At 41.1% G+C, this 26277-nt stretch carries 22 protein-coding genes; 12 read left to right on the top strand and 10 right to left on the bottom strand.

Annotation, left to right across the window (positions count from 1 at the left end):
* Positions 1 to 119: 119 nt before the first annotated feature.
* Both C8P64_RS03720 and C8P64_RS03715 read left to right on the top strand, forming a co-directional pair.
* On the top strand, positions 120 to 1142 hold the full coding sequence (locus C8P64_RS03720; RefSeq protein ID WP_108170696.1) for a ligase-associated DNA damage response exonuclease: 1023 nt from the start codon (positions 120 to 122) through the stop codon (positions 1140 to 1142).
* Positions 1139 to 2731, top strand: coding sequence for an ATP-dependent DNA ligase (locus C8P64_RS03715; protein ID WP_108170695.1), 1593 nt, complete (start codon positions 1139 to 1141; stop codon positions 2729 to 2731). The genes C8P64_RS03720 and C8P64_RS03715 overlap by 4 nt, the downstream gene beginning before the upstream one ends.
* A gap of 6 nt (positions 2732 to 2737) precedes the next feature.
* On the opposite strand, the gene C8P64_RS03710 is transcribed toward C8P64_RS03715, so the two are convergent.
* Positions 2738 to 3796 (bottom strand): hypothetical protein, encoded by a 1059-nt coding sequence (locus C8P64_RS03710; protein ID WP_245889653.1) that lies wholly within the window; start codon positions 3794 to 3796, stop codon positions 2738 to 2740.
* Positions 3797 to 3876: 80 nt separating this feature from the next.
* Between C8P64_RS03710 and C8P64_RS03705 the strand changes: the two genes are divergently transcribed.
* The gene (locus C8P64_RS03705; RefSeq protein ID WP_108170694.1) at positions 3877 to 4575 is read left to right on the top strand and encodes a bestrophin family ion channel; all 699 of its coding nucleotides are present in this window, start codon (positions 3877 to 3879) and stop codon (positions 4573 to 4575) included.
* A gap of 63 nt (positions 4576 to 4638) precedes the next feature.
* Complete coding sequence (locus C8P64_RS03700) at positions 4639 to 7107, top strand: ligase-associated DNA damage response DEXH box helicase (protein ID WP_108170693.1); 2469 nt, start codon at positions 4639 to 4641, stop codon at positions 7105 to 7107.
* Here the strand turns inward: C8P64_RS03700 and C8P64_RS03695 are convergent, their stop codons facing one another.
* Entirely contained in the window at positions 7108 to 7611 is a 504-nt protein-coding gene (locus tag C8P64_RS03695) for a DUF1440 domain-containing protein (protein ID WP_108170692.1), read from the bottom strand.
* A gap of 103 nt (positions 7612 to 7714) precedes the next feature.
* Between C8P64_RS03695 and C8P64_RS03690 the strand changes: the two genes are divergently transcribed.
* On the top strand, positions 7715 to 8497 hold the full coding sequence (locus C8P64_RS03690; RefSeq protein ID WP_108170691.1) for an amidohydrolase: 783 nt from the start codon (positions 7715 to 7717) through the stop codon (positions 8495 to 8497).
* Here C8P64_RS03690 and C8P64_RS03685 read toward each other — a convergent pair.
* Positions 8481 to 10085 carry an Ig-like domain-containing domain gene (locus C8P64_RS03685; protein WP_108170690.1) on the bottom strand — a complete coding sequence of 535 codons (1605 nt, stop codon included), beginning with the start codon at positions 10083 to 10085 and terminating at the stop codon, positions 8481 to 8483. The genes C8P64_RS03690 and C8P64_RS03685 overlap by 17 nt on opposite strands.
* A 58-nt stretch (positions 10086 to 10143) precedes the next feature.
* Positions 10144 to 10824: a ComF family protein gene (locus C8P64_RS03680; protein WP_108170689.1), complete on the bottom strand. Its 681-nt coding sequence runs from the start codon at positions 10822 to 10824 to the stop codon at positions 10144 to 10146.
* 60 nt (positions 10825 to 10884) lie between these two features.
* On the opposite strand from C8P64_RS03680, the gene C8P64_RS03675 reads away from it, so the two are divergent.
* The 5 genes from C8P64_RS03675 to C8P64_RS03655 all read left to right on the top strand — a co-directional run bounded on the left by C8P64_RS03675 (position 10885) and on the right by C8P64_RS03655 (position 18288).
* Positions 10885 to 11769, top strand: a complete 885-nt coding sequence (locus C8P64_RS03675) for a hypothetical protein (protein WP_108170688.1) — start codon at positions 10885 to 10887, stop codon at positions 11767 to 11769.
* Between the two features lie 64 nt (positions 11770 to 11833).
* The gene (locus C8P64_RS03670) at positions 11834 to 13381 is read left to right on the top strand and encodes a glycine--tRNA ligase (protein ID WP_108170687.1); all 1548 of its coding nucleotides are present in this window, start codon (positions 11834 to 11836) and stop codon (positions 13379 to 13381) included.
* Between the two features lie 114 nt (positions 13382 to 13495).
* Positions 13496 to 16477, top strand: coding sequence for a T9SS type A sorting domain-containing protein (locus C8P64_RS03665; RefSeq protein ID WP_108170686.1), 2982 nt, complete (start codon positions 13496 to 13498; stop codon positions 16475 to 16477).
* Positions 16478 to 16554: 77 nt separating this feature from the next.
* The gene (locus C8P64_RS03660) at positions 16555 to 17316 is read left to right on the top strand and encodes an exodeoxyribonuclease III (protein WP_108170685.1); all 762 of its coding nucleotides are present in this window, start codon (positions 16555 to 16557) and stop codon (positions 17314 to 17316) included.
* A 9-nt stretch (positions 17317 to 17325) separates the two neighbouring features.
* Positions 17326 to 18288: an OmpA/MotB family protein gene (locus tag C8P64_RS03655; protein ID WP_108170684.1), complete on the top strand. Its 963-nt coding sequence runs from the start codon at positions 17326 to 17328 to the stop codon at positions 18286 to 18288.
* A 1-nt stretch (position 18289) separates the two neighbouring features.
* Here the strand turns inward: C8P64_RS03655 and C8P64_RS03650 are convergent, their stop codons facing one another.
* Positions 18290 to 19267: a carbohydrate kinase family protein gene (locus C8P64_RS03650; protein ID WP_108170683.1), complete on the bottom strand. Its 978-nt coding sequence runs from the start codon at positions 19265 to 19267 to the stop codon at positions 18290 to 18292.
* A gap of 192 nt (positions 19268 to 19459) precedes the next feature.
* Between C8P64_RS03650 and C8P64_RS03645 the strand changes: the two genes are divergently transcribed.
* Complete coding sequence (locus C8P64_RS03645; protein ID WP_108170682.1) at positions 19460 to 20497, top strand: NADP(H)-dependent aldo-keto reductase; 1038 nt, start codon at positions 19460 to 19462, stop codon at positions 20495 to 20497.
* Between the two features lie 88 nt (positions 20498 to 20585).
* On the opposite strand, the gene radA is transcribed toward C8P64_RS03645, so the two are convergent.
* The 5 genes from radA to panC are packed head-to-tail and all read right to left on the bottom strand — an operon-like array spanning position 20586 to position 25338.
* Positions 20586 to 21950 carry a DNA repair protein RadA gene (gene radA, locus C8P64_RS03640; RefSeq protein WP_108170681.1) on the bottom strand — a complete coding sequence of 455 codons (1365 nt, stop codon included), beginning with the start codon at positions 21948 to 21950 and terminating at the stop codon, positions 20586 to 20588.
* 19 nt (positions 21951 to 21969) lie between these two features.
* Positions 21970 to 23118, bottom strand: a complete 1149-nt coding sequence (locus C8P64_RS03635; protein WP_108170680.1) for an alpha/beta hydrolase — start codon at positions 23116 to 23118, stop codon at positions 21970 to 21972.
* Between the two features lie 36 nt (positions 23119 to 23154).
* Complete coding sequence (locus C8P64_RS03630; RefSeq protein ID WP_245889652.1) at positions 23155 to 24072, bottom strand: lysylphosphatidylglycerol synthase transmembrane domain-containing protein; 918 nt, start codon at positions 24070 to 24072, stop codon at positions 23155 to 23157.
* Positions 24073 to 24127: 55 nt separating this feature from the next.
* A complete protein-coding gene (gene panD / locus C8P64_RS03625; protein ID WP_108170678.1) occupies positions 24128 to 24478 on the bottom strand; it encodes an aspartate 1-decarboxylase in 351 nt (116 codons plus the stop codon).
* Positions 24479 to 24486: 8 nt separating this feature from the next.
* The gene (panC, locus tag C8P64_RS03620; RefSeq protein WP_108170677.1) at positions 24487 to 25338 is read right to left on the bottom strand and encodes a pantoate--beta-alanine ligase; all 852 of its coding nucleotides are present in this window, start codon (positions 25336 to 25338) and stop codon (positions 24487 to 24489) included.
* A gap of 110 nt (positions 25339 to 25448) precedes the next feature.
* On the opposite strand from panC, the gene C8P64_RS03615 reads away from it, so the two are divergent.
* Entirely contained in the window at positions 25449 to 26264 is an 816-nt protein-coding gene (locus tag C8P64_RS03615) for a glycogen/starch synthase (protein ID WP_108170676.1), read from the top strand.
* Positions 26265 to 26277: the final 13 nt, after the last annotated feature.

The following is a 26277-nucleotide window of genomic DNA, read 5'->3' as shown; positions in this document are numbered from 1 at the left end:
AACAGGCAGTTTTTCGCGCCAATCCAAACCTAAATAAATTTCATCAATCGCTAATCTTTTCTTAATCCCTTTCTGATGAAATATCTATTAATTAATTTAAAAATCTTTCAGAAGAATATATGAGAACTCCATTGCTGGCTTTTAATGATAAAGGGATCTATTGTGCCGCGGCAGATGTATATCTGGACCCGTGGAAACCCGTAGATAAGGCGATAATTTCCCATGGACATGCAGATCATTCCAGGTGGGGACACAAAAAGTATATCACCCATCATAGCAATGTGCCCATTATTCAGCATCGCCTTGGGGAAATAAACGTTTCTGGTATCGAATGGAATGAAAGCTTCAGCATTAACGGGGTTAAATTCTCGCTGCATCCTGCCGGGCATATCATTGGTTCTTCTCAAATAAGGGTGGAGCACAAGGGAGAGGTATGGGTTTTTACCGGTGATTATAAAACTGAAGATGATGGGGTGGCTGTACCTTATGAACCGGTAAAATGCGACACTTTTATAACCGAATGTACTTTTGGGCTGCCCGCCTTTAAATGGACGCCGCAAAAGCAGGTTTTTGAAGATATCAACAACTGGTGGCAACAGAATAAAGAAGACGGAAGGACCTCGGTTCTTTTTGGTTATTCCCTGGGTAAAGCACAACGACTATTAAAGCATTTAGACACTTCTATCGGGAAGATCTATACGCATGGCGCAATTGAAAATATGACCGAAGTATTACGATCACAAATAGATTTTCCTGAAACCACCAGGATCACCAAAGACATAAAAAAAGATGAAATTAAAGGCAATATTGTGCTTGCCCCGGGAAGCGCTCATGGGACAACCTGGATAAAAAAAATGGTGCCTTATGTAACTGCTTCGGCTAGTGGTTGGATGACCTTTCGCGGAGCTAGAAGGCGAAGGGCTATAGATAAAGGTTTTGTGCTTAGCGATCATTGTGACTGGCAGGGTTTATTATCCTCAATTAAAGAGACGGGTTGCGAAAAAGTGATCTGTACCCATGGCTATACCGATATATTTGCAAGATTTCTTAGAGAACAGGGCTATGATGCCAGGACCGAGGAAACGCAATATGAAGGAGAAACCGGCCAGATGGAAGCCGAAAAAGAAAAGGATTCAGAATGAAAGCATTTGCCGATCTCATAAGAACGCTGGACAGCACTAATAAAACCACCTTAAAGGTTGAGGCGTTAACCGAATATTTCAAAAAGGCACCTCCAAAAGATAAGGTCTGGACCATTGCGATATTAAGTCATCGCCGTCCACCAAGGCCTGTGAACACAAACTTGATGCGGGAATGGGCTTCAGAACTGGCAAAGATACCCTTGTGGTTATTTGAAGAATCTTATCATATCGTAGGGGACCTGGCAGAAACAATTGCCCTGGTTATCCCGGCTTCAGAAGATTCCACCGAAAAGAGCCTGAATCAGTTCCTGCAGGAGATTATCGACTTAAAACCTAAAAATGAGGAAGAGAAGAAAGAATACCTATTTGAAAACTGGCTTAATCTCAACTATTACGAACGCTTTGTTTTTACCAAACTTATCACGGGTAGTTTCAGAATCGGGGTGAGTCAGAAATTAATGACCAGGGCATTATCAAAAGCAACCGGCATAGACGAAGATATCCTTGCCTACAAACTCATGGGTAATTGGGAGCCTTCAAAGATCAGTTTCAATAAGCTTATCCTGGAAGAGAACGAGGAAGATTTTCTTTCCAAACCCTATCCGTTCTACCTGGCTTATGCCATTGAGGATGAACCCGGAGACCTGGGAGAAGTATCTGAATGGAGTGCCGAGCATAAATGGGACGGGATACGCTCACAGGTGATCATCAGGAACGATGAACTTTTTGTGTGGAGCCGGGGAGAAGAGCTGGTAACCGATAAATATCCCGAGTTTGAAGCATTTGTAGAGGCGATTCCTAACGGTACCGTCCTCGACGGGGAGATCCTGCCCTTTCCAAAAGGTGAAATAGGAACTTTTAAGGATCTGCAAACCCGAATTGGCCGGAAGAATATTAGTAAAAAATTGCTTGAGAAAACTCCGGTGATCCTTAAAGTATATGATATCCTGGAATGGGGCGGGGAAGACATCAGAGATATGGCTTTTGGGAAAAGAAGGGAAATTCTGGAAAAGCTTTATCATGAGGTAAAAGCAGATGAAGTGCCTTTGCATTTATCTGAAACTATTCAGTTCGAAAGTTGGGAAGATGCGGCTTTGGAACGCGAGAATTCCCGGGAAGTTAAATCTGAAGGCTTGATGCTGAAGCGCCTTGATTCCCCATACCTGGTAGGAAGAAAAAAAGGAGACTGGTGGAAATGGAAAGTAGATCCATTGACCATAGATGCCGTGCTTACCTACGCCATGCGTGGTCATGGCCGTAGGAGCAATCTTTTTACCGATTATACCTTCGGGCTGTGGGATGAAGAGAAAGAGGAACTCGTGACCTTCGCCAAGGCCTATTCCGGTTTAACCGATAAGGAATTCAGGCAGCTGGACGCGTGGATCAAGAAGAATACGCTGGAAAGATTTGGCCCAGTGAGAAGTGTTACCCCGCATCATGTTTTCGAGATCGCTTTTGAAGGAATTGCAGAATCTAAACGCCATAAAAGTGGAGTAGCTACAAGATTTCCAAGAATTCTAAGGTGGCGAACAGATAAGAAAATAGATGATGCAAACACGCTAGAAGACCTGCGGGCCCTGATCCCATAGAATCATTTAATTTTCGTTCCTCGCCATTTCTACAATGTCTCTCTGGAACCTTTTATCATCTATCAGGATATCAAAAAATTCTTCGATGTATTTTACGGTAGTGGCATATTCCTTTTCATTCTCAAATAGGGATTCACATTTTTGAAGCTCATTCATTATTTCAGGTTTCTTCACCAGGAACTCCATCCTTACTTCATCGAAAATATTCGGGTCTCTTTCAAATCCCCGGTACATACGTTGGCGCACATCCTCTATATCCAGTTTTTCGTTCATGATCTGGGAAACCGTGGCATAACTTGTATTTACCATACCGGCCATATCAAAATCGTAAGGAACCGGAATAATATGTCCTTCTACAAAAATCAATTTGGTATTGTGGTGATAGGCGTTGGAATAATCTGTATTGCCTATCATAAACTGGAAAAAAGAATTTCTCACAGATTCCAGGGGCATATGATTTAATGGATGTATTTTGTTATCCATTACCTTCCCACCAACTCTTTTAGCCACGTGTTTATCATCTTCTACCAGGAAGCCTTTTATTTCGTGGGCTTTGATATTTTTATTCTTTACCTCCTCGAAATCCAGTTGCACAAGTTTGGTCTTGAAATGGTAGGGAGAAACGATCTCGTAGAGCTTATAGGCCAGGTATTCCTTGATGATATTATCGTTCATATCCCTCTGTATAAGGCAGGGCATTACCAGTTTCAGGTTTTTATGACCTTCAAATGGAGTTTCTTTGGCTTCTTTTTTCTTGATCTTTACCTTGATGGGCGCGTAATAGCAATTCTTAAGCCTGAAGTTGCCGCGCTTTCTCAATCTGACTTCTAAAGAGTCCCATTTTAGATTCTCATCTTCAAATTTCAGTTGGGTATAAATAAAGGTGGAATCGTTGGTATCTTTTTTAATATCTTTATTAGAGTATCGGAGTGCTATATGCATTATCTCCTCATTACGAAACAGTCCTGATAAACTTTCTGAAAGTTTATTTGAATCATCCTGTGCGTAAGACTGGGAAAGGAAGAATACAGGAATTAGATACAAAAGGAAAGTTCGCTTATCCATAATTATGGCATATATTTATCTAAATTATTAAAAATCAGGTTATTAGAAAGTACTTTTCCATTATTAATTTCAGAACCATCGTGACTTTGTTTCTTTCAGCATTGATCACGATGCTGGCATTGAAGTTTGATCTAAGCTTCAATGTGGATCTTACTTTGCTTAGTATCGCCATAATCTTTCCGCTTGTTTTTACCATAAGAGGTTCCTTCAGAAGAAGAGAAAAGGCTTTAGAGCATCTTAGTGAATTTCTGAGTTCAGTAAAAACGGTGAAGTATTGTCTATTGAGTAGTGAAAGAATCAGCCCTGAGAAAAAAGCTGAAGCCGAGGAGATCCTGGTAGAAATCAATAATAAAACCATTGAACATTTGGCGGCCAAAGACAATGACATTAAAGAACTTGATAATATCTCTCACAAGATATATGCGTTCGCGCTACGGGAAGAAAATCTTATTCCGGCCAAAATAAAGGACCGTGTATTCAAGTATATGAAAGACATGCACGAGTCTATCGAGAACCTTCATGCGATTCATACACATAGAACACCTATTAGTCTCATGGCCTATTGCGAGATCTTCATCTATATTTTTCCTTTTATTTATGCGCCAACGATCATCTATAATATTGGGGTACAGGGCGCAGATTGGATCGCTTATTTTATAGTTTTATTAACCCAGTTTATCCTCATCTCTTTGTATAATATCCAGAATCAATTGGAGTATCCATTCGATAATATTGGAATGGACGACATAAACCTGGATAATTTCAAAATTGAACGTTAGTGGTTTTAATATTTCCCCTGAAATGAGCTTAAGAATTTTTATGCACCCAAATCTTTTCCAAAATTGAAGAGGGCCGAACTTACGGGTCTTGCTGAAGAATGGTTTGCTGGAAACGACTGGAAACCATTTAAGTTTCAGAAAGACACCTGGAAAGCATACCTTCAAAAAAAGAATGGTCTGCTGAATGCTCCCACGGGGAGTGGTAAAACCTACGCTCTTTGGGTACCCATCGTTCTGGATTATATCAAAAAGAATCCCGATTACAAGACCAAGCATAAAAAAGGACTGAAGGCGATCTGGATCACTCCGCTTCGCGCTCTTTCAGTTGAAATTGAACAGGCGGCGCGCAGGTTCGCAGGAGAAATGGGCACGCAGCTAACCGTGGGAATTCGAACAGGTGATACTTCCCAAAAGGAAAGAGCAGCACAGAAGAAATCCATGCCAGATCTTCTCATCACAACCCCGGAAAGTTTACACCTGTTATTATCTTCTAAGAACTACCCCAAACATTTCAAGGGTTTGCAGGCCGTGGTGGTCGATGAATGGCATGAACTTTTAGGGACTAAGCGTGGCGTGCAGGTAGAACTGGGATTATCCAGGTTAAAAACCATTTCTAAAGATCTTCGCATTTGGGGGATATCGGCAACCATAGGTAACCTGCAGCAGGCAAGAGAAGTTTTGCTTGGACCTGAATCTGCTGCCATGAAAAATTCTGTGATGATTAGAGCCAATCTTAAAAAGAAGATCGAGGTTCGTTCTATCATTCCAGAGAAAATGGAGAAGTTTCCCTGGCGCGGGCATCTTGGTTTGCATTTAATCGATGAGGTGGTTCCCATAATTAAAAATAGCCGCACAACACTTCTATTTACCAATACCAGGTCTCAATGTGAGATCTGGTTTCAGAAATTACTCAGCAAATATCCTGAATTCGCAGGGGAAGTGGCCATGCATCACGGTAGTATCAATAAAGAAACCCGGCTTTGGGTAGAGCAGGCTATCAGGAATGAAAGTTTGAAAGCCGTGGTTTGTACTTCCAGCCTTGACCTTGGGGTCGATTTTGCGCCTGTGGAGACCATTGTACAGATAGGAGGACCTAAAGGTGTCGCTCGATTTTTACAAAGGGCGGGTCGTAGCGGTCACCAACCCGGGAAAGTAAGTCTTATCTATTTCTTGCCTACGCACGCGATAGAACTTATTGAAGCTTCTGCCCTGCAAAAAGCAGTGGAAAAAAAAGCAGTGGAAGATCGAGTTCCTTATTTAATGAGCTACGATGTGTTGATACAGTACCTCAATACACTTGCGGTTTCTGATGGTTTTTACCCGAAAGATATTTTTCCCGAGATCGCTTCAACATTCTGTTTTCAGGGAATTACCGAAGAGGAATGGTTATGGATCCTGAATTTTATCACGAAGGGAAGCCAGAGTATACAGGCCTATGATGAATATAAAAAGGTAGAAATAGAGGAGGACGGTAAGTTCAAGATCAATAATCGCGGGGTGGCCATGCGGCATCGACTGCAGATAGGGACCATTGTTAGTGATGCCATGCTCAGCGTGAAATACATGAAAGGAGGATATATAGGCACCATCGAGGAATGGTTCATTTCAAAATTAAAGCCGGGAGATATATTCACTTTTGCCGGCCGTAACCTCGAACTGGTGCATATTAAAAATATGCAGGTTCTTGTAAGGAAATCTTCTAAAAAGACCTCGAAAGTTCCCAGCTGGATGGGAGGTAGAATGACCTTTTCTGCCCAGATGAGTGAACTGCTCCGGGACGAGATGTATTTGGCCGCGACCATGGAAGAAGGTCAGAAAAGCACTAAAGAACTCAAAGCGCTTCAGCCAATTTTTGAAAGGCAGCAACTTGAATCTATCATTCCAAAAAGCGATGAATTCCTGATAGAAACTTTTAAAACCAGGGAGGGTTATCACGCAATATTCTATCCTTTTGAAGGCAGATTTGTCCATGAAGCTTTGGGAAGTTTGCTGGCATATCGCATTAGTCTTCTTTCTCCCATAAGTTTTTCTATTGCCTTTAATGATTACGGTTTTGAATTGCTTTCAGATCAGGAGATCGATATGCAACAAGTACTGGATAACAATCTTTTTTCTTCTGAATTCCTGATGGATGACCTCTACAAGAGTTTGAATGCCACTGAAATGGCCAGGAGAAAATTCCGTGATATTGCAGTCATCACGGGACTGGTTTTTACGGGATATCCAAATAAACTGGTAAAGAGCAAACATTTACAATCTAATTCCCAGTTGCTGTTCAGCGTATTTAGGGATTACGAAGAAGATAATTTATTGTACCAGCAGGCTTTCAGGGAAACTTTTGAACACCAGCTGGAAGAAGGCAGGTTAAGGATCTCTTTAGATCGTATTGCCCATCAAAAAATAGTATGGCGAAAATGTGAGAAACCCACGCCTTTCTCTTTCCCAATAATTACGGACAGGTTACGGGAAAAATTGTCTTCAGAAAAAATAGAGGACAGGATAAGGAGAATGTTGAAGCAGCTGGAAAAGTAATTACTCCCTCAATTGGTTATCTAGGTAATGCCTTACCAGTTCTGTAGTAACCCCAAATGCGATGTGGGCAAACAACTCGTTCATTTGCATTCTAATTGGAACATCGGTTGGTTTTGGTTCAAGTCCCAGGATAGGCAGGGAAGTTTCGTGTGTACTCGCCCATGCGGTAGCCCCGAAAATAATCCCATCCATTGGTCTAAGTCCGCTGCGGTCCTTTTTACCATAACCATAAGCTGCCCCAAGAGAGCCACCCATCGGGATGTTTACTAATTGTTCTGCTAAGGCTTCATTTTGAGTGCTCACCGGGGTGCCGGTGATCTTTGTAGATAGCTCGTCTACTATTTTTATCTGGGCAGAGCGTTGCTCAACCTTTCTTACCGGGAGAAACTGTTCTATAAGGCTTTTTACCGCCGATCCCGCCAGGCCGCCAACGAAACCTGAGATCAGGCTGCGGGAAGTGTTAGACATATATGAATCCTTCTGAAGAAAAGTACCTACGCTCATAATCTGTTTTGTTTAATGGATTAAAACTATCTATTCATCCCGATTTGAACAATCATTTAACATGCATTTGACATAGCTCAGTTAAAAATTAATATTTTTGAGTATGGACGAAAAATTAAACATCGCCTTTATCCAGGCAGATCTGGAGTGGGAAAATGCAGAAGCGAACAGGAATCTTTTTTCTAAGGAGATAGAAAATGTCACAGATGAGGTGGACCTTATCATTCTTCCGGAAATGTTTACCACCGGTTTTTCTATGAATGCAGAAGAGTTAGCCGAGGAGACCGAAGCCGAAACCCTTACCTGGATGAGAGCACATGCCAGGGAGAAATCTGCCGCTATTACGGGCAGTGTGATCATTACTGAAAATGGTAATTATTACAACCGCCTGTTTTTCGTTTTTCCAGATGGCAGTTATAAATTATATGATAAGCGACACACGTTTACCCTGGCTAAGGAAGATCTAACCTATACTGCCGGGAAGGAACGGCTTATTGTTGAATATAAAGGATGGAAGATCTGCCCGTTGGTTTGTTATGACCTCAGGTTCCCGGTTTGGGCACGAAATACGGTAGATTATGATCTGCTAATTTATGTGGCCAACTGGCCAGAAAAGAGAGTAAATGCCTGGGACGCCTTGCTAAAAGCCAGAGCCATCGAAAATATGAGTTATTGCGTAGGGCTTAACAGGACCGGTGTAGATGGCGATGGTTATGTATATAATGGTCATTCCGCTGCCTATGACATGCTGGGGAAGGAACTTACTCCTTTAGACCGTGCAGAACCTTTTATTGCTGAATTTAGCATCGATAAAAAAGAACTTCTGGAGACAAGGAAAAAGCTGAAATTCCTTCAGGACCGCGATAAATTTAGTCTAGACGAATAGTCTCGTTATAATCGAAATTCGCTCTCACGTCCAGGGTGTCTGAATAATACCTGATCTGCTCCGGCTGACGTTTCTTTAAATAATTTCCGGTATCCCACTTTTTATTTTCGTTGCTGTCGAAGATCACTCTCAACAAAACTTTTCCCGGGTTGATATACCTAAAAGTAAGGGTCTGTGGTTCTTCAGAATATTTTTCGGCAATAACTTCTCCCTTGGTATTCGTTAATTGAACAATAATAGGATAGGATTCAATATTCTGAAGGTTCAGCATGATCAAAGCATATTCAGATAAAGATTTGGTCCTTAAGCTCTGGTTAATGGTGTCATTAGTTTCTTCGAAAAGATCTCTGATAGCTCCCGGAAGGGCCACCACCTGGTAATTATTATCTGGTGTCTTGTCGAATTTAATGATCACCTCATTCTTAAGTGGATCAAATTCTGTAGTGAAATCTACGTTCACCGAATCTTTGTCCATGATAGTTATGAATTCATCCTTGTGTTCTATAATAGGCGTATTAGCCTTGAACTTAAAATCCTTGTCTATAGACCCAGTCTCGGTAGTCACCTGCAGGGAGTCTCTATCCAGGGTTCCCAGTCTTGCCAGGAGGGTATCCCTGGTTTTTGGGGTTACGATCTCGAAACTAAGACTGTCCATTTCCGGCTTAATATTATACCAGTAATACAGGCTGTCTGCTTTAGGGTCCTTTACCACCCTGGAGATATATCCTTCGGGTTTTGGATTCAGCAGATTGATGCTTAAACTGTCGAGGTCTGGAGAACCTTCATATCCAAATAAGATCTGGTTTCCCTTTAAAAGGGAAGGTCGCTTGGGTTCAAATTCAGTTTCCTCTTTAAAAACTACGATCTCATAGGTGCTGTCTGTAGGAATGCTGATATTTTCAGCAATAAAGCCGATCTTTTCTTTTTTGGGATTAAAAAGGTAGTTAGCATTATTATCCAGGATACCTACCATTCTATAAGTTCCAGCTTTCAGATTTTCAAGAGAAAAAGTGAAAGTGCTATCCTGTGAATAAGTAACATATCGTGGAGTTTCCTTGTAGACAATAGAATCTGAAAAAGTAGAATCTACCTCGTATAGCATGACCGTAACCGGAGCAGAAGGCGCCTTAAGTTGAGCATCTTTCACCGTTCCCTTAACCATCAGGGAATCTATATAGTCACCCGTAGAGAACACATATTTAAAGTAATCGTAAGGATTGGATTCGTTATTGTCTACTATACTTTTTCCGAAGTTAATGGCATAAGTAGTGTTTTCCTCGAGAGTATCAAAGATCTCGATCTTGATATCCTTTCTGGCCGTTCCCAAAGGCATGATATTGGGTTTGGGATCCATAGGAGGAGAAATGATGATCTGTTGCTGAGGTTTTTCCAGCTTGATATATTCATCAAAATAGATCCTGATCTCGTCATCATCAAAATTAATAGAATAGTTCTCCGGATTGGCTTTAATGAATTTCGGCGGTTCTTCATCTATAGGTCCACCTTCGGGCATTCCTTTTTTTGCGCACTGCACCGTGGTCAAAAGCAAAATTAAAACTATAACGTATCCGGGTATCCTTTTTTTCATAGATGAAAACTGAAAACTTTTAGCAAAGAAACAATTATTTTGAATTACAACGCAAAGCTTAGTTGGTAATTGCCATGGTCGCCACACTCAATTTGATGTCTGGGACCTCAAATAATTTATGTGCGCAGGCTTCGATAGTAGAACCGGTAGTGACTAGGTCGTCTACTATAAGAATATGTTTATTGGCGACAGCTTCTGCATTTTTAATGATAAGGGTTTCTTCAAGTTTGCCCCATCTGGATAACCTGTCCTTAAAAGTTTGAGTTTGGGTAGAGCTTATTTTTAAAAGAATATCATCCCTGTATTCAGCATCTATAGATCTGGCGATCTCTTTTCCGAAATTCTCCACCTGGTTATATCCCCGTTCTTTTAAGCGACTTTTATGTAAGGGGACAGGAATAACCAGATCTATTTCCAGGTATTCGGGGATCTGGGACAATTCTTCCCCCAGCCATTTTCCCAGGTAGGTCCCAATTTCACGGTGTCCTCTATATTTTAGATCGTGAATAAGATGCTGTACACCAGATTTCTTCCTGAAATGCAATAATGACGTAGCTTTTTCTATCTTTACCCTACCATAAAATACTTTTTTAACAGGGTTCTCGTTATCAAGGTGATATCGGGTAACCGGCAGGTCGTGCAGGCAGGAAGTGCAAAGAATTTGTTCGTTTTTTAGCAATTCGGCCTCACAAATGTGACAAACGGTGGGATAAAGAAGATTTACGAAATCGTGAAACATTTGTTAACGGCTTGTAGCATACTTAGTTAAACCTCTAAATTTACGAACTTAATTAAACTTATGATGACAGAAAAAAAGAACAATACCGCATTGAAGGTTTTAACCGGTATTCTTGCTGTAGCCCTGGTTGCGCTAAGCATTTATACTATAAAATTCTATAATGAGGAGAAAGAGAATAAAGAGATCCTGCAGAAGGAAAAATCTGTAATCGAGGACGAACTTAATGAGCTTATCGTAAAATACGACGAAGCCATCGAGGAGAACGAGATCATGGACCAGGACCTGGTAAATGCAAGGGATCGTATTTCAAGATTATTAGATTCAGTAAGGGATAACGAAGCTAACCTGGTTCTAATTTCCAGGTATAGACGTGAGATTGGAAATTTAAAGGCCGAAAAGGACAGACTTTTTAGAGTGGTTGATAGTTTAAGTACAGAAAACCAGATGCTGTCTACTTCATTAGATAGTACAAGTGTTGCTTTACAGCAAAGAACCAAACTTTCAGACTCTTTAAAGACGACCAATCAAAGTCTTTCCACCAAGGTTGATAAAGCTTCACGTCTAAAGATTAGCGGACTTACAGGAGAGGGTGTGATCGTTAGAAACAGCGGGAAGCTGGTAGAAAATGATAACAATCGTAGGGTAGACCAGATAAGAACCTGTTTTACCATTACTGCAAATGACCTGGCAGATGCTGGTGAAAAGAACATGTATGTGCAGGTTTATAATCCCGAGAACGAACTTGTAGGTGATGAGATCGTAGTTCAGCATGAAGGCGGAACTATGGTTTATAGCGCTTCTTCCAATGTTTTCTATGAAAATGAAGAGCTGGATGTTTGTATCCTGGCAAAAACCAAAGAAGACAAATTACTGGAAGGTAATTACAAGGTGTATGTTTATAACGACGCCATGCTTCTGGGAACCGGAAGTTTTACTCTGAAATAATCTTAATTCATAAATTAAAGACCGCCCTGGATATTATTCAAGGCGGTTTTTTTATTTTTGCGCCATGGCAAAACAAGAAGATCTTTTTAAAAACGTAATATCCCATGCCAAGGAGTATGGGTACATTTTCGCATCCAGTGAAATCTATGACGGCTTAAGTGCTGTTTATGATTACGGGCAGAATGGAGCCGAACTAAAGAAAAACATCAAGGAATACTGGTGGAGAAGCATGACGCAACTGCATCAGAACATCGTGGGGATCGATGCCGCGATCTTAATGCATCCAACTACCTGGAAAGCTTCAGGTCACGTTGATGCTTTTAACGATCCACTTATCGACAATAAAGACTCCAAAAAGCGATACCGTGCAGATGTTCTGGTAGAAGATCATGCCGAAAAGTTGCTTCAGAAGGCTGAAAAGGAGATCGCGAAAGCGAAAAAGCGTTTTGGTGAGGATTTCGATGAAGAAATGTATAAGGAAACCAATCCTCGTGTACAAAGATATCTTGGCGAAAGGAAAGAGATCCTGGAGCGTTTGGCCCGTTCTTTAACCAATGAAGATCTGGCCGATGTGAAAGCGTTGATCGAAGAATTGGAGATCGCAGATCCAGAGACAGGTTCTAAGAACTGGACTGAAGTTAGGCAGTTCAACCTGATGTTCGGTACCAAATTAGGTGCTTCTGCAGATACAGCTACAGATCTTTACCTGCGTCCTGAAACTGCTCAGGGAATTTTCGTGAACTTTTTAAATGTTCAGAAAACAGGAAGAATGAAGATCCCATTCGGGATTGCCCAGATAGGAAAAGCCTTTAGAAATGAGATCGTTGCCAGGCAGTTCATTTTCAGAATGCGTGAGTTCGAACAAATGGAGATGCAATTTTTTGTACGCCCAGGTGAAGAACTGGAGTGGTATGAGAAGTGGAAAGAAGCAAGACTAAAATGGCATAAATCACTAGGTCTTGGAGAAGAGAATTATCGTTTCCATGATCATGAAAAGCTAGCGCATTACGCGAATGCCGCGGCAGATATAGAATTCGATTTCCCATTCGGATTTAAAGAACTGGAAGGGATTCACTCAAGGACAGATTTCGACCTTAAAGCACATGAAGAGCATTCAGGTAAAAAACTTCGTTTTTATGATCCTGAATTAAAGGAAAATTATGTTCCTTACGTGATCGAAACTTCGATTGGTCTGGACAGGATGTTCCTGGCAGTTCTTTCAGCATCGTTGAAAGAAGAAGACCTGGGAGATGGAAATACCAGAACCGTATTAAAATTACCGGCAGTACTGGCTCCTACCAAAGCAGCTATTTTGCCATTGGTTAAAAAAGACGGACTTCCGGAACTTGCTCAAAAGATCGTGGATGAATTAAAGTGGGATTTCACAGTACAGTATGATGAAAAAGATGCGATTGGTAGAAGATACCGTCGTCAGGATGCCGCTGGAACTCCGTTGTGTATCACCGTAGATCACGATTCTCTTGAAGATAACTCGGTGACCGTTAGATTCCGTGACAGTATGGAACAGAAAAGGGTTAAGATCGAAGAGCTTGATGCTTTAATTAGAAAAGAAACTGACTTTAAAACCTGGATGAAGGATTTTGCATCCTGATCATCAGGGATTTATGAATAATTTAAGAAGGGCAATTGATTTATTAATTGCCTTTTTTATTTCAGTTATTATCATAATGCCTATTTTTAGAGAATTATTGTAGTATACCAACAAATGATGAAAAAATTACTTTACCTACTTATAATCAGCTTTGTTTTTCATCTTAATTCGAACGCTCAAGTCAACCAGATCACAGGACCTGCATTTATAGATTCTGCCAGCGTTATGAAATCTGGGCCTTTATCTAAAGAGAGTTTGATCCCCTCGTTAAAGAAGCCTAAATTATACAATCCACGTAATCGCGGCATCAATAAAGTAGTTCCCGGGAAAGGTCTCCCTAAGACAGAAAATCCTGCATTACAGAAGAAAATGGGTAAGATCCAGGTAAAGTCTCCAGTACTAACTTTTGATGCTGCGGTCACCCGTTCTACCCCATCTGATCCTACCGGGGCAGTTGGAAGAGATCATTATGTAAATGCATGGAATTCTGAATTCGCTATATGGGACAAGCAGGGAAATAATATTATTCCAGCCTCCTCACTGCCAAGTATCGGCGGTGCTTTCACTAACGAGGCAGATGGAGATCCTATAGTATTTTATGATGAATCTGCAGACCGGTTCATTTTGATGCAATTTAGTGCCGAGTTCGATTCTCCCACACCACCCGCCTTATTATTCGCGGTGGCACAGGGACCAGATCCGGTAAACAGCGGCTGGTATACCTATCGCTTCGACCTTGAAGCTTTGCCAGATTACCCTAAGATCTCTTTATGGAGAGACGGATATTATATTACAACGAACAAAGACGCTCTTGAACCTCAGGGTAAGGAGATAGTTTATGTTCTGGAAAGAGATAAAATGCTCCAGGGGGCTGATGATGTAAGGATTCTTGGTTTCCCTTTACCGGGGATAAGAAATAATGGTTTTTACAGTCCTGCAGGATTTAGCGTGATAGGTAAGGATCTACCTCCTCCGGGAAATGCCCCAATTATTTATCTACAGGATGATGAATGGGCAGGTGTGAACCAGGACCATTTAAAAATATGGAACATCAATGTAGATTGGGATAATCCAGGGGCTTCTACTATTGCAGAAAGCCAGGAGATCACCAGCGGTGTCTCCCCTTTTACCGCAACCTTTGACGGTGGTGGATTTGAAAATCTTGCTCAGCCTGGTGGTGGAGTAGATATAGATGCGCTTCAGGGCGCTATGATGTACATGACGATGTACAGGAGATTTCAAAATTATAATTCTGTGGTCATGAATTTCGTGGTCGATGTTGAACCTTCTGCTGCCAAGCATGCCGGGATTCGCTGGTATGAGCTACGCCAGCAGGCAGATGGCCAGCCATGGAGTGTTTACCAGGAAGGAACCTATGCGCCAGATGGCAGTGATAGATTCAGCGGGAGTATAGGAATAGATATAAGAGGGAATATTGGGCTAGGTTTCACTGTGGTGAACGATGATCCTCGAAATCCAGTTTTTCCATCTATAAGATATACGGGAAGATATTCGAATGATCCTTTAGGGGTAATGACCATCGAGGAGCAATCTATAGTGGAGGGTCAGAGTCCACAGCCAAGACCTGAAGGTAGATATGGAGATTATGCGCACCTAAGTATAGATCCAGTAGATGGTATCACCTTCTGGCATAACGCCGAATATTTTGAGGGATCAGATAGATTGAATAAAGTAGGTGTTTTCAGCTTTTCGGCTACAGAGGGTAATGATGTTGGAGCAGTTGCTTTAGCGAGTCCGCAAAACGCAACCTTAACCGCTTCAGAACAAATAAGTATTGAAGTAAGAAATTTTGGCTTGAACCCGCAATCTGGATTTGAAGTGAGTTATACTATTAATGGTGGTGCTACAGTTACCGAAACCTTCGACGAAATAATAGCGCCAGAATCCTCGGCTACTTATACCTTCGAAACCACGGCAGATCTTTCAGAAGTTGGAGAAACCTATACCGTTACTATTTCCACAAATCTTGAAAACGATGCGAACCCAAATAATGACGCTTTAGATACGCAGGTTAAGAACCTGCCTCCGCGAGATGTTGGTATCACTTCCATAGATTCGCCTTTTACTTCAGAAGGTCTGAATTCTACAGAAACAGTCACCGTTACTATCGAGAATTTTGGAGGAGAGCCTCAGCAGGATATTCCTGTGAGCTACCAGGTTGGGAATAATTCTGTAATTAGAGAGACTTACAATAATGTGATCGGGGTTGGGGAAGAAGCCTTTTATTCTTTCGATAAAACCGCTGATCTTTCGGCATCAGGGAGATATATCCTGAAGGCACGAACAAACCTGGTGGATGATTTTGATACAACCAATGATTCAGAAACAAAAGCTGTGCTGAATCTGGATTGTATCCCAGATGGATCTGATTGTTCTGCAGGAGATGGAATATTCTATTTCGAGCTGGGTGAGTTTTTAAATGAAAGAATACCATGTACCACCGGGTATATAGATTTTAGTGGAGGTTCTACAGATCTGGACCGGGCAGATGGAACCTTTACAGTAACCGTAAAGACCAATTTCGCTGAAGATGATGTAGAGAAATTCTCACTATGGATAGATTTCAATGACAACGCGGTCTTTGAAGATGAGGAAAGACTTATTACTTCTGAAATTATTCCGGAGGCAGGTCCTGCCTTTTCTTATGATTTCAGTATTCCGGCAGATGCTGAACTTGGTCAGCATTTACTAAGAATAAGAGCCGGAGACACTAGCTTTGCTGGAGATCTTAATGATCCATGTTCTCAAATGACCTATGGTACTACCCACGATTATTCGGTGAATATCATAGACAGTACTTTAGATGTAGAAGATTTTGTACTGAATGAAGCTGAACTTGTAGTGATCTCATCTGGCAACAGTCAGTACAGAGTAGTGATGGAAAGCAGTTTCGAAGAACCTTTGAGAATATATGTTCATAACACTTTAGGTCAGAAATTGATCGAGAACCAGATCGTGAACGATGGTGATGCTTATGTATACGACCTCGATATGTCTTATGCCGCGCCGGGTGTTTACCTGGTAAGAGTTGGAACCCGTGATTTTGGAAAGGTCAAGCGTTTTATTGTCAAATAGATCTATTTATCTACAATTTTCGAACTGTTCTTGGATTTAGTTCAGATAGCCTTATTTTTGGGAAAAATTGAACTTTCATGACCATTATATCCTATAATGTAAACGGTATTCGAGCGGCAATACGCAAAGGATTTTTAGACTGGGTGCAACAAGCGAATCCAGATGTTGTTTGTCTTCAGGAAATAAAAGCTTATCCCGAGCAATTGGACCTTTCAGATTTTGAAAATGCAGGCTATCCTTACCATTACTGGTATCCGGCTACAAAAAAAGGTTATAGCGGTGTTGCAATTCTAAGCAAGACTGAACCAAAGAATATCGCCTATGGTACCGGGATAGAATACATGGATTTTGAAGGGCGAAGTATTCGTGCAGATTTCGAAGATTTTTCAGTGATGAGCCTGTACCTGCCATCTGGTACTAATATTGAAAGACTGGAGCATAAGTTCAGATTCATGGACGATTTTCAGGAATATATAGATGAGCTGAAAGAGGATATCCCCAATCTTGTGATTTGCGGTGATTACAATATCTGCCATGAAGCTATAGACATTCATGATCCAGTAAGGTTGAAGAACACTTCTGGTTTTCTTCCGGAGGAAAGAGCCTGGATAGACGGGTTCATGAAGAGCGGTTTCGTAGATTCCTTCCGTCATTTTAATGATGAGCCAGATAATTACTCCTGGTGGAGCTACCGCGCTAATGCTCGTAACAACAACAAAGGCTGGCGAATAGATTATAATCTTGTCGCCGAACCATTAAAAGAAAGAATGAAAAGGGCAGTTATTTTGCCTGAAGCATACCATAGTGACCATTGTCCCGTTCTAGTAGAAATCGAATAATACTTCCTTATGAAAATTAAAGTTTTAGGTTTATTAGCAATATTGATCTCGGTAACCTCATGTGTATCCTCCAAAAAATATGGAGAGCTGGAAAGCAGGAATGCTAACCTCCTACGCGAGAACCGAAGCATGAATGAAGATCTTGAAAAATTCAGAAGTTCTAATAAGGACCTTAGTTCTGAATTATCAGCTTTAAAAACCGATTATGGAACTTTGACCACAGAGCGTAACCAGTTAATGCAGAAACTGGAGGCCTTACAGAAGAATTATAACAGCCTTGAAAGTTCTTATGATGCTTTAGAGAAGAACTCTTCTGCTGCCATCGCCGAGAATTCTAGACAGAACAGGGAGCTTTTGGCACAATTAGATGAAAAGGAAGCTGCCCTGATTCAGGAAAAGAACAGGCTGGAAAAACTTGAGAAGGATCTTGCCGTAAGATCTCAAAGAATAGATGAGCTTGAAAGTGTTATCGCAGCAAAAGATGCCAAGATGAATGCTCTTAAAAATGCAGTTTCCAACGCGCTTACAAATTTCGAAGGCAAGGGATTGAGTGTTGAGCAAAAGAATGGAAAAGTGTATGTTTCTATGGAGAACAAACTGCTTTTTGAATCTGGAAGCTGGTCTGTAAATTCTGAAGGTATAAAAGCGGTGCAGCAATTAGGTGCTGTACTGGCTCAAAATCCCGATATAGCAGTGCTTATTGAAGGTCATACAGATAATGTGCCTTATGGTGGCAGCGGACAGTTAAAAGACAACTGGGATCTTTCTACGAAGCGAGCTACTTCTATTGTTCAGATATTAAGAGAGAATGCGAGTATAGATCCTCAGAATCTAACGGCGGCAGGAAAAGGCGAATTTGCGCCGGTTGCTCCAAATACTACTGAAGCAGGAAAAGCCAAGAACAGAAGAATAGAAGTGATCCTTACTCCAAAACTGGATGAGATCACCAAATTGCTGAATGAGAACAGTTAGATCATTTAGATAGGGAATAGTTTTCCCTGATGATCTTTTCGGTCTCTTTAAGATCCTTAAAAACTTCATAGGTTTTGCCTTGTGTTCTCATGGCGCCAAGCGTATTGGCGTATTGGGCGGCAATGATGGGGTCGTTATGATAGGCGAAGCCATAAGCCAGTCCGCCGGCAAAGGAATCTCCACATCCGGTAGTGTCAATAACTTCATCTACCGGAACTGATGGGATAAATTCAGTATTTATTTCTCCATTCTTATGGGTGTAGGCAACGCAGCCACGGGAATCCAGGGTCACATATAGAACCTTTACACCTTTATTCAGAACATATTCCGCGAAATCATCGAGATGTTCGGTGTTTTCCTCATCATAATGTCCCATTTCATCTATATCATATTCATTTTTAAACCAGCAGCACATAGATTCTTCCAGGTTCATTTTTAGCACATCTATATAAGGCAACCATTCGTCACGGTCTATCCAGAACTTACGTTCACGGCTTCCATTGATGTTCATCGCCGTGGTTGGGCCATGGGCGTCAAAAATGATAAGCCCTTCGCTATTTTTTTTAATGAATTGAAGGGTACTGAGAGAAATTTCAAAATCTGTGATAGGCACAAAAACAAAAGCATCAGAATCAAGGAAAGGCTCAACGTCTTCCGGTAAAATAGGGTTCATAAAAGCTGTTTGCTTTTCGAGGCGGTTATTCTGATCCAGAAAATTCAATTCGATCACGGTGCCACGATCTCTTTTACTGTCCAGCCCGCTAACATCTATATTAGAATATGGAGAAAACAGTTCCTTGATAGGCTCGAGATCTTTTTTGTGGATATGAGAAATGATCTTCACCTCGCCGGTATCTTTCATAAGTTTCGCCAAAGCGATCGCGGGATGAGTCGCACAGCCATATTTCTTAATGGTTTCCTTCTTGTGAGTTAAGATCGTATCTCTGGGAATTGGTCCTAAAATGGCTATTTTCTTCATCCTCTCTGTTTAATTTCTTCTGCCGTCTGGCTAATCATTTCTTGTTTCACCTAAAGGTAGGTTTTATCTAAGATATCAAAAAATCATTTTATCATATTTAAACATGATCGTTCGTATAAGGATTATCGATGCTTTCCGGGTTTTAGTACCGGCCTAATTATCCTAAATTGCAGCTTTAATGAAAAACCGAATATGAAATATACCAATCTCCCTAATACAGATATAAAAGTTAGTAAAATATGCCTTGGGTCGATGACCTGGGGACAACAGAATACCGAAGCTGAAGGGCACGAGCAAATAGATTTCGCTTTGGATAAAGGCGTTAACTTTATTGATACGGCTGAGATGTATTCGATTCCTGCACGCCCGGAAACCCAGGGAAGCACAGAAAGTATCATCGGCACCTGGATCAAAAAGACCGGGAGAAGAGAAGATGTGGTTATCGCGTCAAAGATCGCCGGACCTTCAGATATGGTTTCTCATGTAAGACCAAAACTTGGTTTTCATAAGGAAGCCATGGAGGATGCCATTCATAAGAGTCTGAAAAGACTTCAAACAGATTATATAGATCTTTACCAATTACACTGGCCAGACCGGAATACGAATTTCTTCGGTCAGTTAGGATATACGCATTCTGAAGATGAGGAATGGGAAGATAATTTCAGGGAAACACTGGAAAATCTGAATGACTTTGTAAAGCAGGGTAAGATCAGGCAGATAGGACTCTCCAATGAAACTCCCTTCGGCTTAATGCGTTTCCTTGAAGAAAGCAGGAATAATGGATTGCCTAGACCGGTAACGGTTCAAAACCCGTACAGCCTTCTGAACAGAAAAGATGAGGTAGGTCTCACCGAGATTTTACACCGTGAAAATGTGGGTCTATTTCCATATTCTCCTTTAGGAATGGGAACTTTAAGTGGAAAGCATCTTGATGGAATCAAGGAAAATACCAGGTTAAGTCTTTTCCCGCAGTATAAGAGATATTCCAACGAAGAATCTGTAAAAGCGACCAGGAAATATAAAGAGCTGGCAGATGCTCACAATATGAGTCTTACCCACTTAGCGCTTGCCTTTGTAAATCAGCAGCCATTTGTGACCAGTAATATTATTGGCGCAACCAGTATCGAGCAATTAGATGAAAATATTCAAAGTATAGATGTGGTTCTTTCTGAGGAGATCCTGAAAGAAATAGATGAGATCCACAACGCAATTCCTAATCCTGCGCCTTAATTAGGTTTCCAGGTAAATTCTAAACCGGTCGCGATAACTTCTGAAGGGTTCGAGACCGGTTTTTTTCTTCGGAATTTAAAAGCTGAAATTAGCCAAAAAGGTGGGATACCACATCTTCGATCTTGGCGACCTTAATGATCCTAATATTGAAATTCCCTTTCGGGATCTTGCTTTGTTTAGAAACCATAATGGAGGCAAAACCTAGTTTTTCAGCTTCAAGGATGCGTTGCTCAATCCTGGTTACCGGTCTTATTTCCCCAGCCAGGCCAACTTCTGCAGCAAAGCAGGTGTCTTTTTCCAGGGCGATATCTTCATTAGACGAAAGGATGGCCGCGATCACCGCAAGATCTATTGCAGGATCGTCTACACTTATTCCTCCGGTCACATTCAGGAAAACATCCTTTGCTCCAAGTCTGAAACCGGCTCTTTTTTCCAGTACTGCTAGCAGCATGTTAAGTCTTTTCGCGTTATATCCCGTGGTAGAGCGCTGTGGAGTTCCATAAACAGCGGTACTTACCAATGCCTGTATCTCTATCATTAACGGGCGCATTCCTTCCAGGGTGGAAGCGATGGCCGTCCCACTCAGGTCCTCGTCATTTTTGGAGATAAGGATCTCAGATGGATTTGTGACTTCTCTAAGTCCGCTGCCTTGCATTTCGTAAATTCCTAATTCATGGGTAGATCCAAATCGGTTCTTATGGGCTCTAAGGATCCTGTAAACATGATTACGGTCACCCTCAAATTGAAGCACCGTGTCTACCATATGTTCCAATACTTTTGGACCGGCGATACTCCCTTCCTTGGTAATATGGCCAATCAAAATGACCGGGGTATTGCTTTCCTTGGCGAATTTTATGAGCTCGGCGGTACATTCCCTAATCTGGGAAATACTGCCGGGAGAACTTTCAATATAATCGCTGTGTAGTGTTTGTATAGAATCGATAATAACCACTTCTGGTTCTACTTCTTCTACCTGACGGAAAATATTCTGGGTCTTGGTCTCGGTGAGGATAAAGCAATTCGCAGGATTTGGATTGATACGTTCTGCCCGCATCTTAATCTGTTGTTGACTTTCCTCTCCTGAAACATACAATACCCGGAATTTAAGTCCTAGGGATATCTGTAATAACAGGGTGCTTTTTCCAATTCCGGGTTCGCCACCAAGCAAGGTGAGTGAACCAGGTACGAGGCCTCCGCCAAGAACCCGGTCCAGTTCATTATTACCGGTATTAAGCCGGTTTTGCGGGGTGTTCTCGATCTCGGCGATCAGTAATGGTTTGGCAGCCTTTTTAGCTTCTTTTTTTGCGGTGGTCTTCCAGTCCTTTGGATCTGGTTTTTGCACCAGTTCTTCAACTATGGTATTCCAGTCACCACAGGAGTTACATTTCCCCTGCCATTTAGAATATTGAGCTCCGCATTTCTGACAAAAATAAGTGGTCTTAACCTTGGCCATTTAACTGATCGATTTTGTGCTAATAACCGAAATCTTTTTTAATCGCATCGGCTTTTTCAAGCATAAAATCTGAATCAAGGAAAGCTATCTTTTCCTGCCCGTAAGCATTCTGGTAGATCCTCATGGCTCTTTTAGGATTTCCGGTCTCTTCTTCATAACGTGCTTCAAAGAAAGTTCCTAACATAGTGCCCGGGTAGTGATCGTGAGCCATTTTGTAAAGATTTTTGTATTCTTCCCAGTTCCTGGTCTTTTCAATAGCCTTGTAAACCGCCATAAAATCGTTCAGGCTGATCTTCTTTTTAATGCCGTATAATTCTTCAATAGAAGTATATTTTTTGGCGAGAAATTCAGAAGGGGAAACCGAAGTTTGCAGTAATTTTTCGTTGTAGTCCTTCGTTGAGATAGGTCTGTAGATCTCGAACATACTCTGTATGGCTGAAGGAATTGCCTTTCCTACCAGGGAGTAATGCGTGGCATCTTCAAAATTATCAAAAGTGTAGGCTATCATTTCGTTTTCTAGGCCTTTCAGCTTATTGTCAAAGCTTAGGATGTCTTCCTTTAAGTTTGGGATGTCTGAACTTGCCGTGGCCATATAATACCATTTCCTGGATTCAGCAGTATTAAGGGCACTGGTAATTCTGTCGGCCATTTGAGGTGCCAGATCGGGGCTCAGGTTAATGTAGCCCTGAAAAATAGGATTCTGTTTCAGTAAATAATAATTAATGAAGTTAGAAGTAAAGTCATGGCCCACAATGATCCTGAAATTCGCCGTGCGATATTTCTGGTCTAATTGTGCCAGTAGCTCCATCCCGATAAATTCAAAGAATTTTGCTCCTTTACCTTCCGGAAGGAAATTTTGTTCAGAATAATAGGTGTCTTTGGTGCGTATGCCGTCCTGGTTAATTCCCACTACTATCATTTCTGGAGCGTCTTCCCAGTAGGAGTAGTAGTCTACCATTCCTGCTACGGGCTCGAATAAATAATCACCATCTAACACAACAACTACAGGGTAGCGTTTTTCTAAATTCTCTTCGTAATTTCTGGGTAGCTGGATCTTGATCTGCCTGGTCTCACCAAGTTTCTGGGAAGATAAACTTTCGTATTTTATCTGCGCAAAGTTGGCCAACGGCAATAGGATTGCCATTAGCAAAAGTAATAATCGTTTCATAGGTGTCGTATTGATTTCGGACCTACAATATAATTATTATTTCCTATTGTTTAAAAGTGGTAATAATATAAAGGATAATCCCCCAAATAGCAGGACTACAGCGGTTTGTGTGGCCCATGAGATCCATCCAAAGGCTTCAGCAGCATGCTCCTGTACGCCAAAAAACATCAAAACTCCACCAACGGCCAGGGGATAAACGCCTATTCCTCCATTGGTTGCGGAAACCGCGAAAGAACCAACCACAAATGCAGCCATGATAATTCCGATCGGGGTATTACTGGTTTCAGGAATGCTAAGTTGGATCACAAAGAACATAAGTAAATATAATGTCCAGATGAATGCAGTATGAGCTATAAAGGCCCATTTCTGTTCCATTTTCAGGATACTTTTCATTCCTTCCAAAAGGCCTTTAGCCAGGGTTCTAATTTTTTGGAATGGTAGCCATTTAGAACGGCGTACTATATTTAGTCCCAGGATGATGATCCCAACGAGTCCGAGGAAAATAAAAAATGTATTCAGCGGGTCGATGTTCTGGTCCTGCAGGTAAGCCAGCAGGTCATCGGTTTGGAAGATCAGGGCAACTCCTACGATCAGCATTAAAATAAGAAGATCGGCTACCCTTTCAGAAATAATGGTTCCAAATCCCTTTTCAAAAGGAATGTCTTCATAGGTAGTGAGGGTAACTGCTCGCAGAACCTCACCAGATCTCGGAATCCCAAAATTGGCCAGGTAAGCGGCCATTACCGCCATAAACCTGTTAGCCTGGGAAGACTTATATCCCATTGGCTCGAGCATATATTTCCATCTATAGGCCCTCGAGAAATGTGATATGGTACCCAGAAGAAAGGATACTATGATCCAGAATTTATTGGCGTCTAATATGCTTTGCCATAATTGCTGCCGCTCTTCTGGAGTAGAGCTACTAAGAGAATACCAGACCAAAAAAATCCCCAAAAATAAGGGGATACTGATCTTTAGTATTCTAATGAGCTTTTTGTTCAAAAGTGATCTACTTCAAAAGATTTGTTTCTTCATCTGGAAATACAAGGGATGGCTTGAAGTTCCTGGCTTCTTCCATGTCCATAATTCCGTATGAAATAATAATAAGGATATCACCTTTGGCAACTTTTCTTGCAGCCGCACCGTTCAGGGTGATCTCTCCGGTGTTACGAGGACCAGGAATAACGTAGGTTTCCAGGCGTTCACCATTGTTATTGTTTACGATCTGTACCTTTTCTCCTTCAATAATATTGGCCGCCTCCATCAGGTCTTCGTCAATAGTAATACTTCCAATATAGTTTAAATCGGCACCGGTTACTTTTACCCGGTGAATTTTAGACTTTACTACGTGAATCTGCATTTTTTAATTTAATTGTTCAGGGCGATATTATCGATTAACCTAATCTCATCTGCATAAACTGCAATAAAAGCCCTGTAATTATTCCCTTTTTCTTTTTTAGTAATTTTTTTCAATGTTTTGGAATCGGCGATCTCGAAATATTCCAATTCCAGGTTTGGATGGTCTTTAAATTTATTTTCTACCCATTTTGAAATGTAATCTGCACTTTCTGTGCCAAATAGCTGTTCAACTTCCTTGAGGGTTTCATAAATAAAGGCCGCTTTTTTTCGATTTTGGCTACTTAGACGTTCATTTCTTGAAGACCTTGCAAGGCCAGAATCTTCTCTCAAAATCGGGCAACCCACGATCTCCACCGGTAATCCGGTCTTTTCGGTAAGTTTTCGTACTATTTGTAACTGCTGAAAATCTTTTTCCCCAAAGAAAGCCTTGTCTGGAGTTATAATTTCAAACAGGCGTTTTACTACCGTTCCAACTCCGTCAAAATGACCGTTCCTGAATTTTCCTTCCATGACCGACTCCAAACCTTCAAAGTCAAAACTTTCTGAAAGTATCTTCTCACCATAAAGTTCATCTGCGGTAGGGGTGAAAACCCAGATATCACCATCCTGAGTCTTTAAAAGCTCCAGGTCTTTTTCAAGATTGCGGGGATATTTCTCGAGGTCTTCAGGATTATTAAACTGTGTGGGATTTACAAAAATACTCACCACTACCTGGTCTGAATCTTTAAGGGCATTACTTACAAGAGAAAGGTGACCCTCATGTAGTGCTCCCATGGTTGGAACCAATCCAACGCTTTTTCCTTCAGATTTAATCTTCTGAATGGCCTGTATAAGTGGTTCTTTCTCCCTAAAAATCTGCATTTTGTTATAAAATTAACAGCGTGCAAACTTAATATTTCTCTGGCAATCTGCATAAATTTTTGTAATTTTGCGTGTTTTTTATTCGGAAACGTAACTAAAGCAAAGAATTTATGAAAGATAAGAGAGTGTTATACGTCTCGTCTGAAGTTATACCCTACTTACCTGAAACCGATATCTCATCAACCTCTTTTGAAGCCGCTAAAATGGTGAACAACCTGGGTGGGCAGATTAGGATATTTATGCCAAGATTCGGGAATATCAATGAAAGAAGGCACCAATTACATGAAGTAATCAGGCTTTCTGGGATGAACCTGGTAATTAATGATCTGGATATGCCCTTGATCATTAAAGTGGCTTCGATCCCAAAAGAAAGAATGCAGGTCTATTTTATTGATAATGAAGATTATTTTAAAAGAAAGGCAACTTTAACAGATGAAGATGGTAATCTCTTTTCTGATAATGATGAAAGAGCTATTTTCTTCGCTAAAGGAGTTATAGAAACGGTTAAAAAGCTTAACTGGTCTCCAGATATCATTCATGTACATGGCTGGTTATCTTCCCTTCTTCCTCTTTACCTGAGAAATTATTACGGGAATGAGCCATTGTTCAGGGATTCAAAAATTGTTACCTCTGTTTACAATCAAAGTTTTGATGGAACGTTAGATGAGGAGTTACGTGAGAAAATATTGTTCGACGGCCTGGAGAATGCAAATGTAAAGCACTTGAAAACTCCAAATTTCGTAAATCTATTAAAGACTGCCGTAGACAATTCTGATGCTGTGGTAATGGGAGGTGATAATGTTCCCGAGGAATTGAAAACTTATGTTGATAAACTGAATAAGCCGGTTCTTCCATACACTGAAAAGGAAAACTTTTCACACGCCTATCAGGAATTTTACGACACGAAAGTATTGTCTGAAAAGTAAGTAAAAGTATTAA

Origin of the sequence: Christiangramia gaetbulicola (genome assembly GCF_003054225.1) — a bacterium.
In the GTDB taxonomy this organism is placed as follows: Bacteria; Bacteroidota; Bacteroidia; order Flavobacteriales; family Flavobacteriaceae; genus Christiangramia; species Christiangramia gaetbulicola.
Note: the sequence above shows the minus strand (reverse complement) of the source record. Positions and strands in the feature narration are given on the sequence as shown.

Bases quoted from the DNA above. Each gene is read 5' to 3' on its own strand.
- C8P64_RS03650 (WP_108170683.1), bottom strand. From the start codon at position 19,267: ATGAAGAAAATAGCCATTTTAGGACCAATTCCCAGAGATACGATCTTA.
- C8P64_RS03615 (WP_108170676.1), top strand. From the start codon at position 25,449: ATGAAAGATAAGAGAGTGTTATACGTCTCGTCTGAAGTTATACCCTAC.
- C8P64_RS03720 (WP_108170696.1), top strand. From the start codon at position 120: ATGAGAACTCCATTGCTGGCTTTTAATGATAAAGGGATCTATTGTGCC.
- panD (WP_108170678.1), bottom strand. From the start codon at position 24,478: ATGCAGATTCACGTAGTAAAGTCTAAAATTCACCGGGTAAAAGTAACC.
- C8P64_RS03660 (WP_108170685.1), top strand. From the start codon at position 16,555: ATGACCATTATATCCTATAATGTAAACGGTATTCGAGCGGCAATACGC.
- C8P64_RS03670 (WP_108170687.1), top strand. From the start codon at position 11,834: ATGGCAAAACAAGAAGATCTTTTTAAAAACGTAATATCCCATGCCAAG.
- C8P64_RS03715 (WP_108170695.1), top strand. From the start codon at position 1,139: ATGAAAGCATTTGCCGATCTCATAAGAACGCTGGACAGCACTAATAAA.
- C8P64_RS03680 (WP_108170689.1), bottom strand. From the start codon at position 10,824: ATGTTTCACGATTTCGTAAATCTTCTTTATCCCACCGTTTGTCACATT.
- C8P64_RS03665 (WP_108170686.1), top strand. From the start codon at position 13,496: ATGATGAAAAAATTACTTTACCTACTTATAATCAGCTTTGTTTTTCAT.
- C8P64_RS03635 (WP_108170680.1), bottom strand. From the start codon at position 23,118: ATGAAACGATTATTACTTTTGCTAATGGCAATCCTATTGCCGTTGGCC.
- C8P64_RS03690 (WP_108170691.1), top strand. From the start codon at position 7,715: ATGGACGAAAAATTAAACATCGCCTTTATCCAGGCAGATCTGGAGTGG.
- C8P64_RS03685 (WP_108170690.1), bottom strand. From the start codon at position 10,085: ATGAAAAAAAGGATACCCGGATACGTTATAGTTTTAATTTTGCTTTTG.
- panC (WP_108170677.1), bottom strand. From the start codon at position 25,338: ATGCAGATTTTTAGGGAGAAAGAACCACTTATACAGGCCATTCAGAAG.
- C8P64_RS03695 (WP_108170692.1), bottom strand. From the start codon at position 7,611: ATGAGCGTAGGTACTTTTCTTCAGAAGGATTCATATATGTCTAACACT.
- radA (WP_108170681.1), bottom strand. From the start codon at position 21,950: ATGGCCAAGGTTAAGACCACTTATTTTTGTCAGAAATGCGGAGCTCAA.
- C8P64_RS03675 (WP_108170688.1), top strand. From the start codon at position 10,885: ATGATGACAGAAAAAAAGAACAATACCGCATTGAAGGTTTTAACCGGT.
- C8P64_RS03655 (WP_108170684.1), top strand. From the start codon at position 17,326: ATGAAAATTAAAGTTTTAGGTTTATTAGCAATATTGATCTCGGTAACC.
- C8P64_RS03710 (WP_245889653.1), bottom strand. From the start codon at position 3,796: ATGGATAAGCGAACTTTCCTTTTGTATCTAATTCCTGTATTCTTCCTT.
- C8P64_RS03645 (WP_108170682.1), top strand. From the start codon at position 19,460: ATGAAATATACCAATCTCCCTAATACAGATATAAAAGTTAGTAAAATA.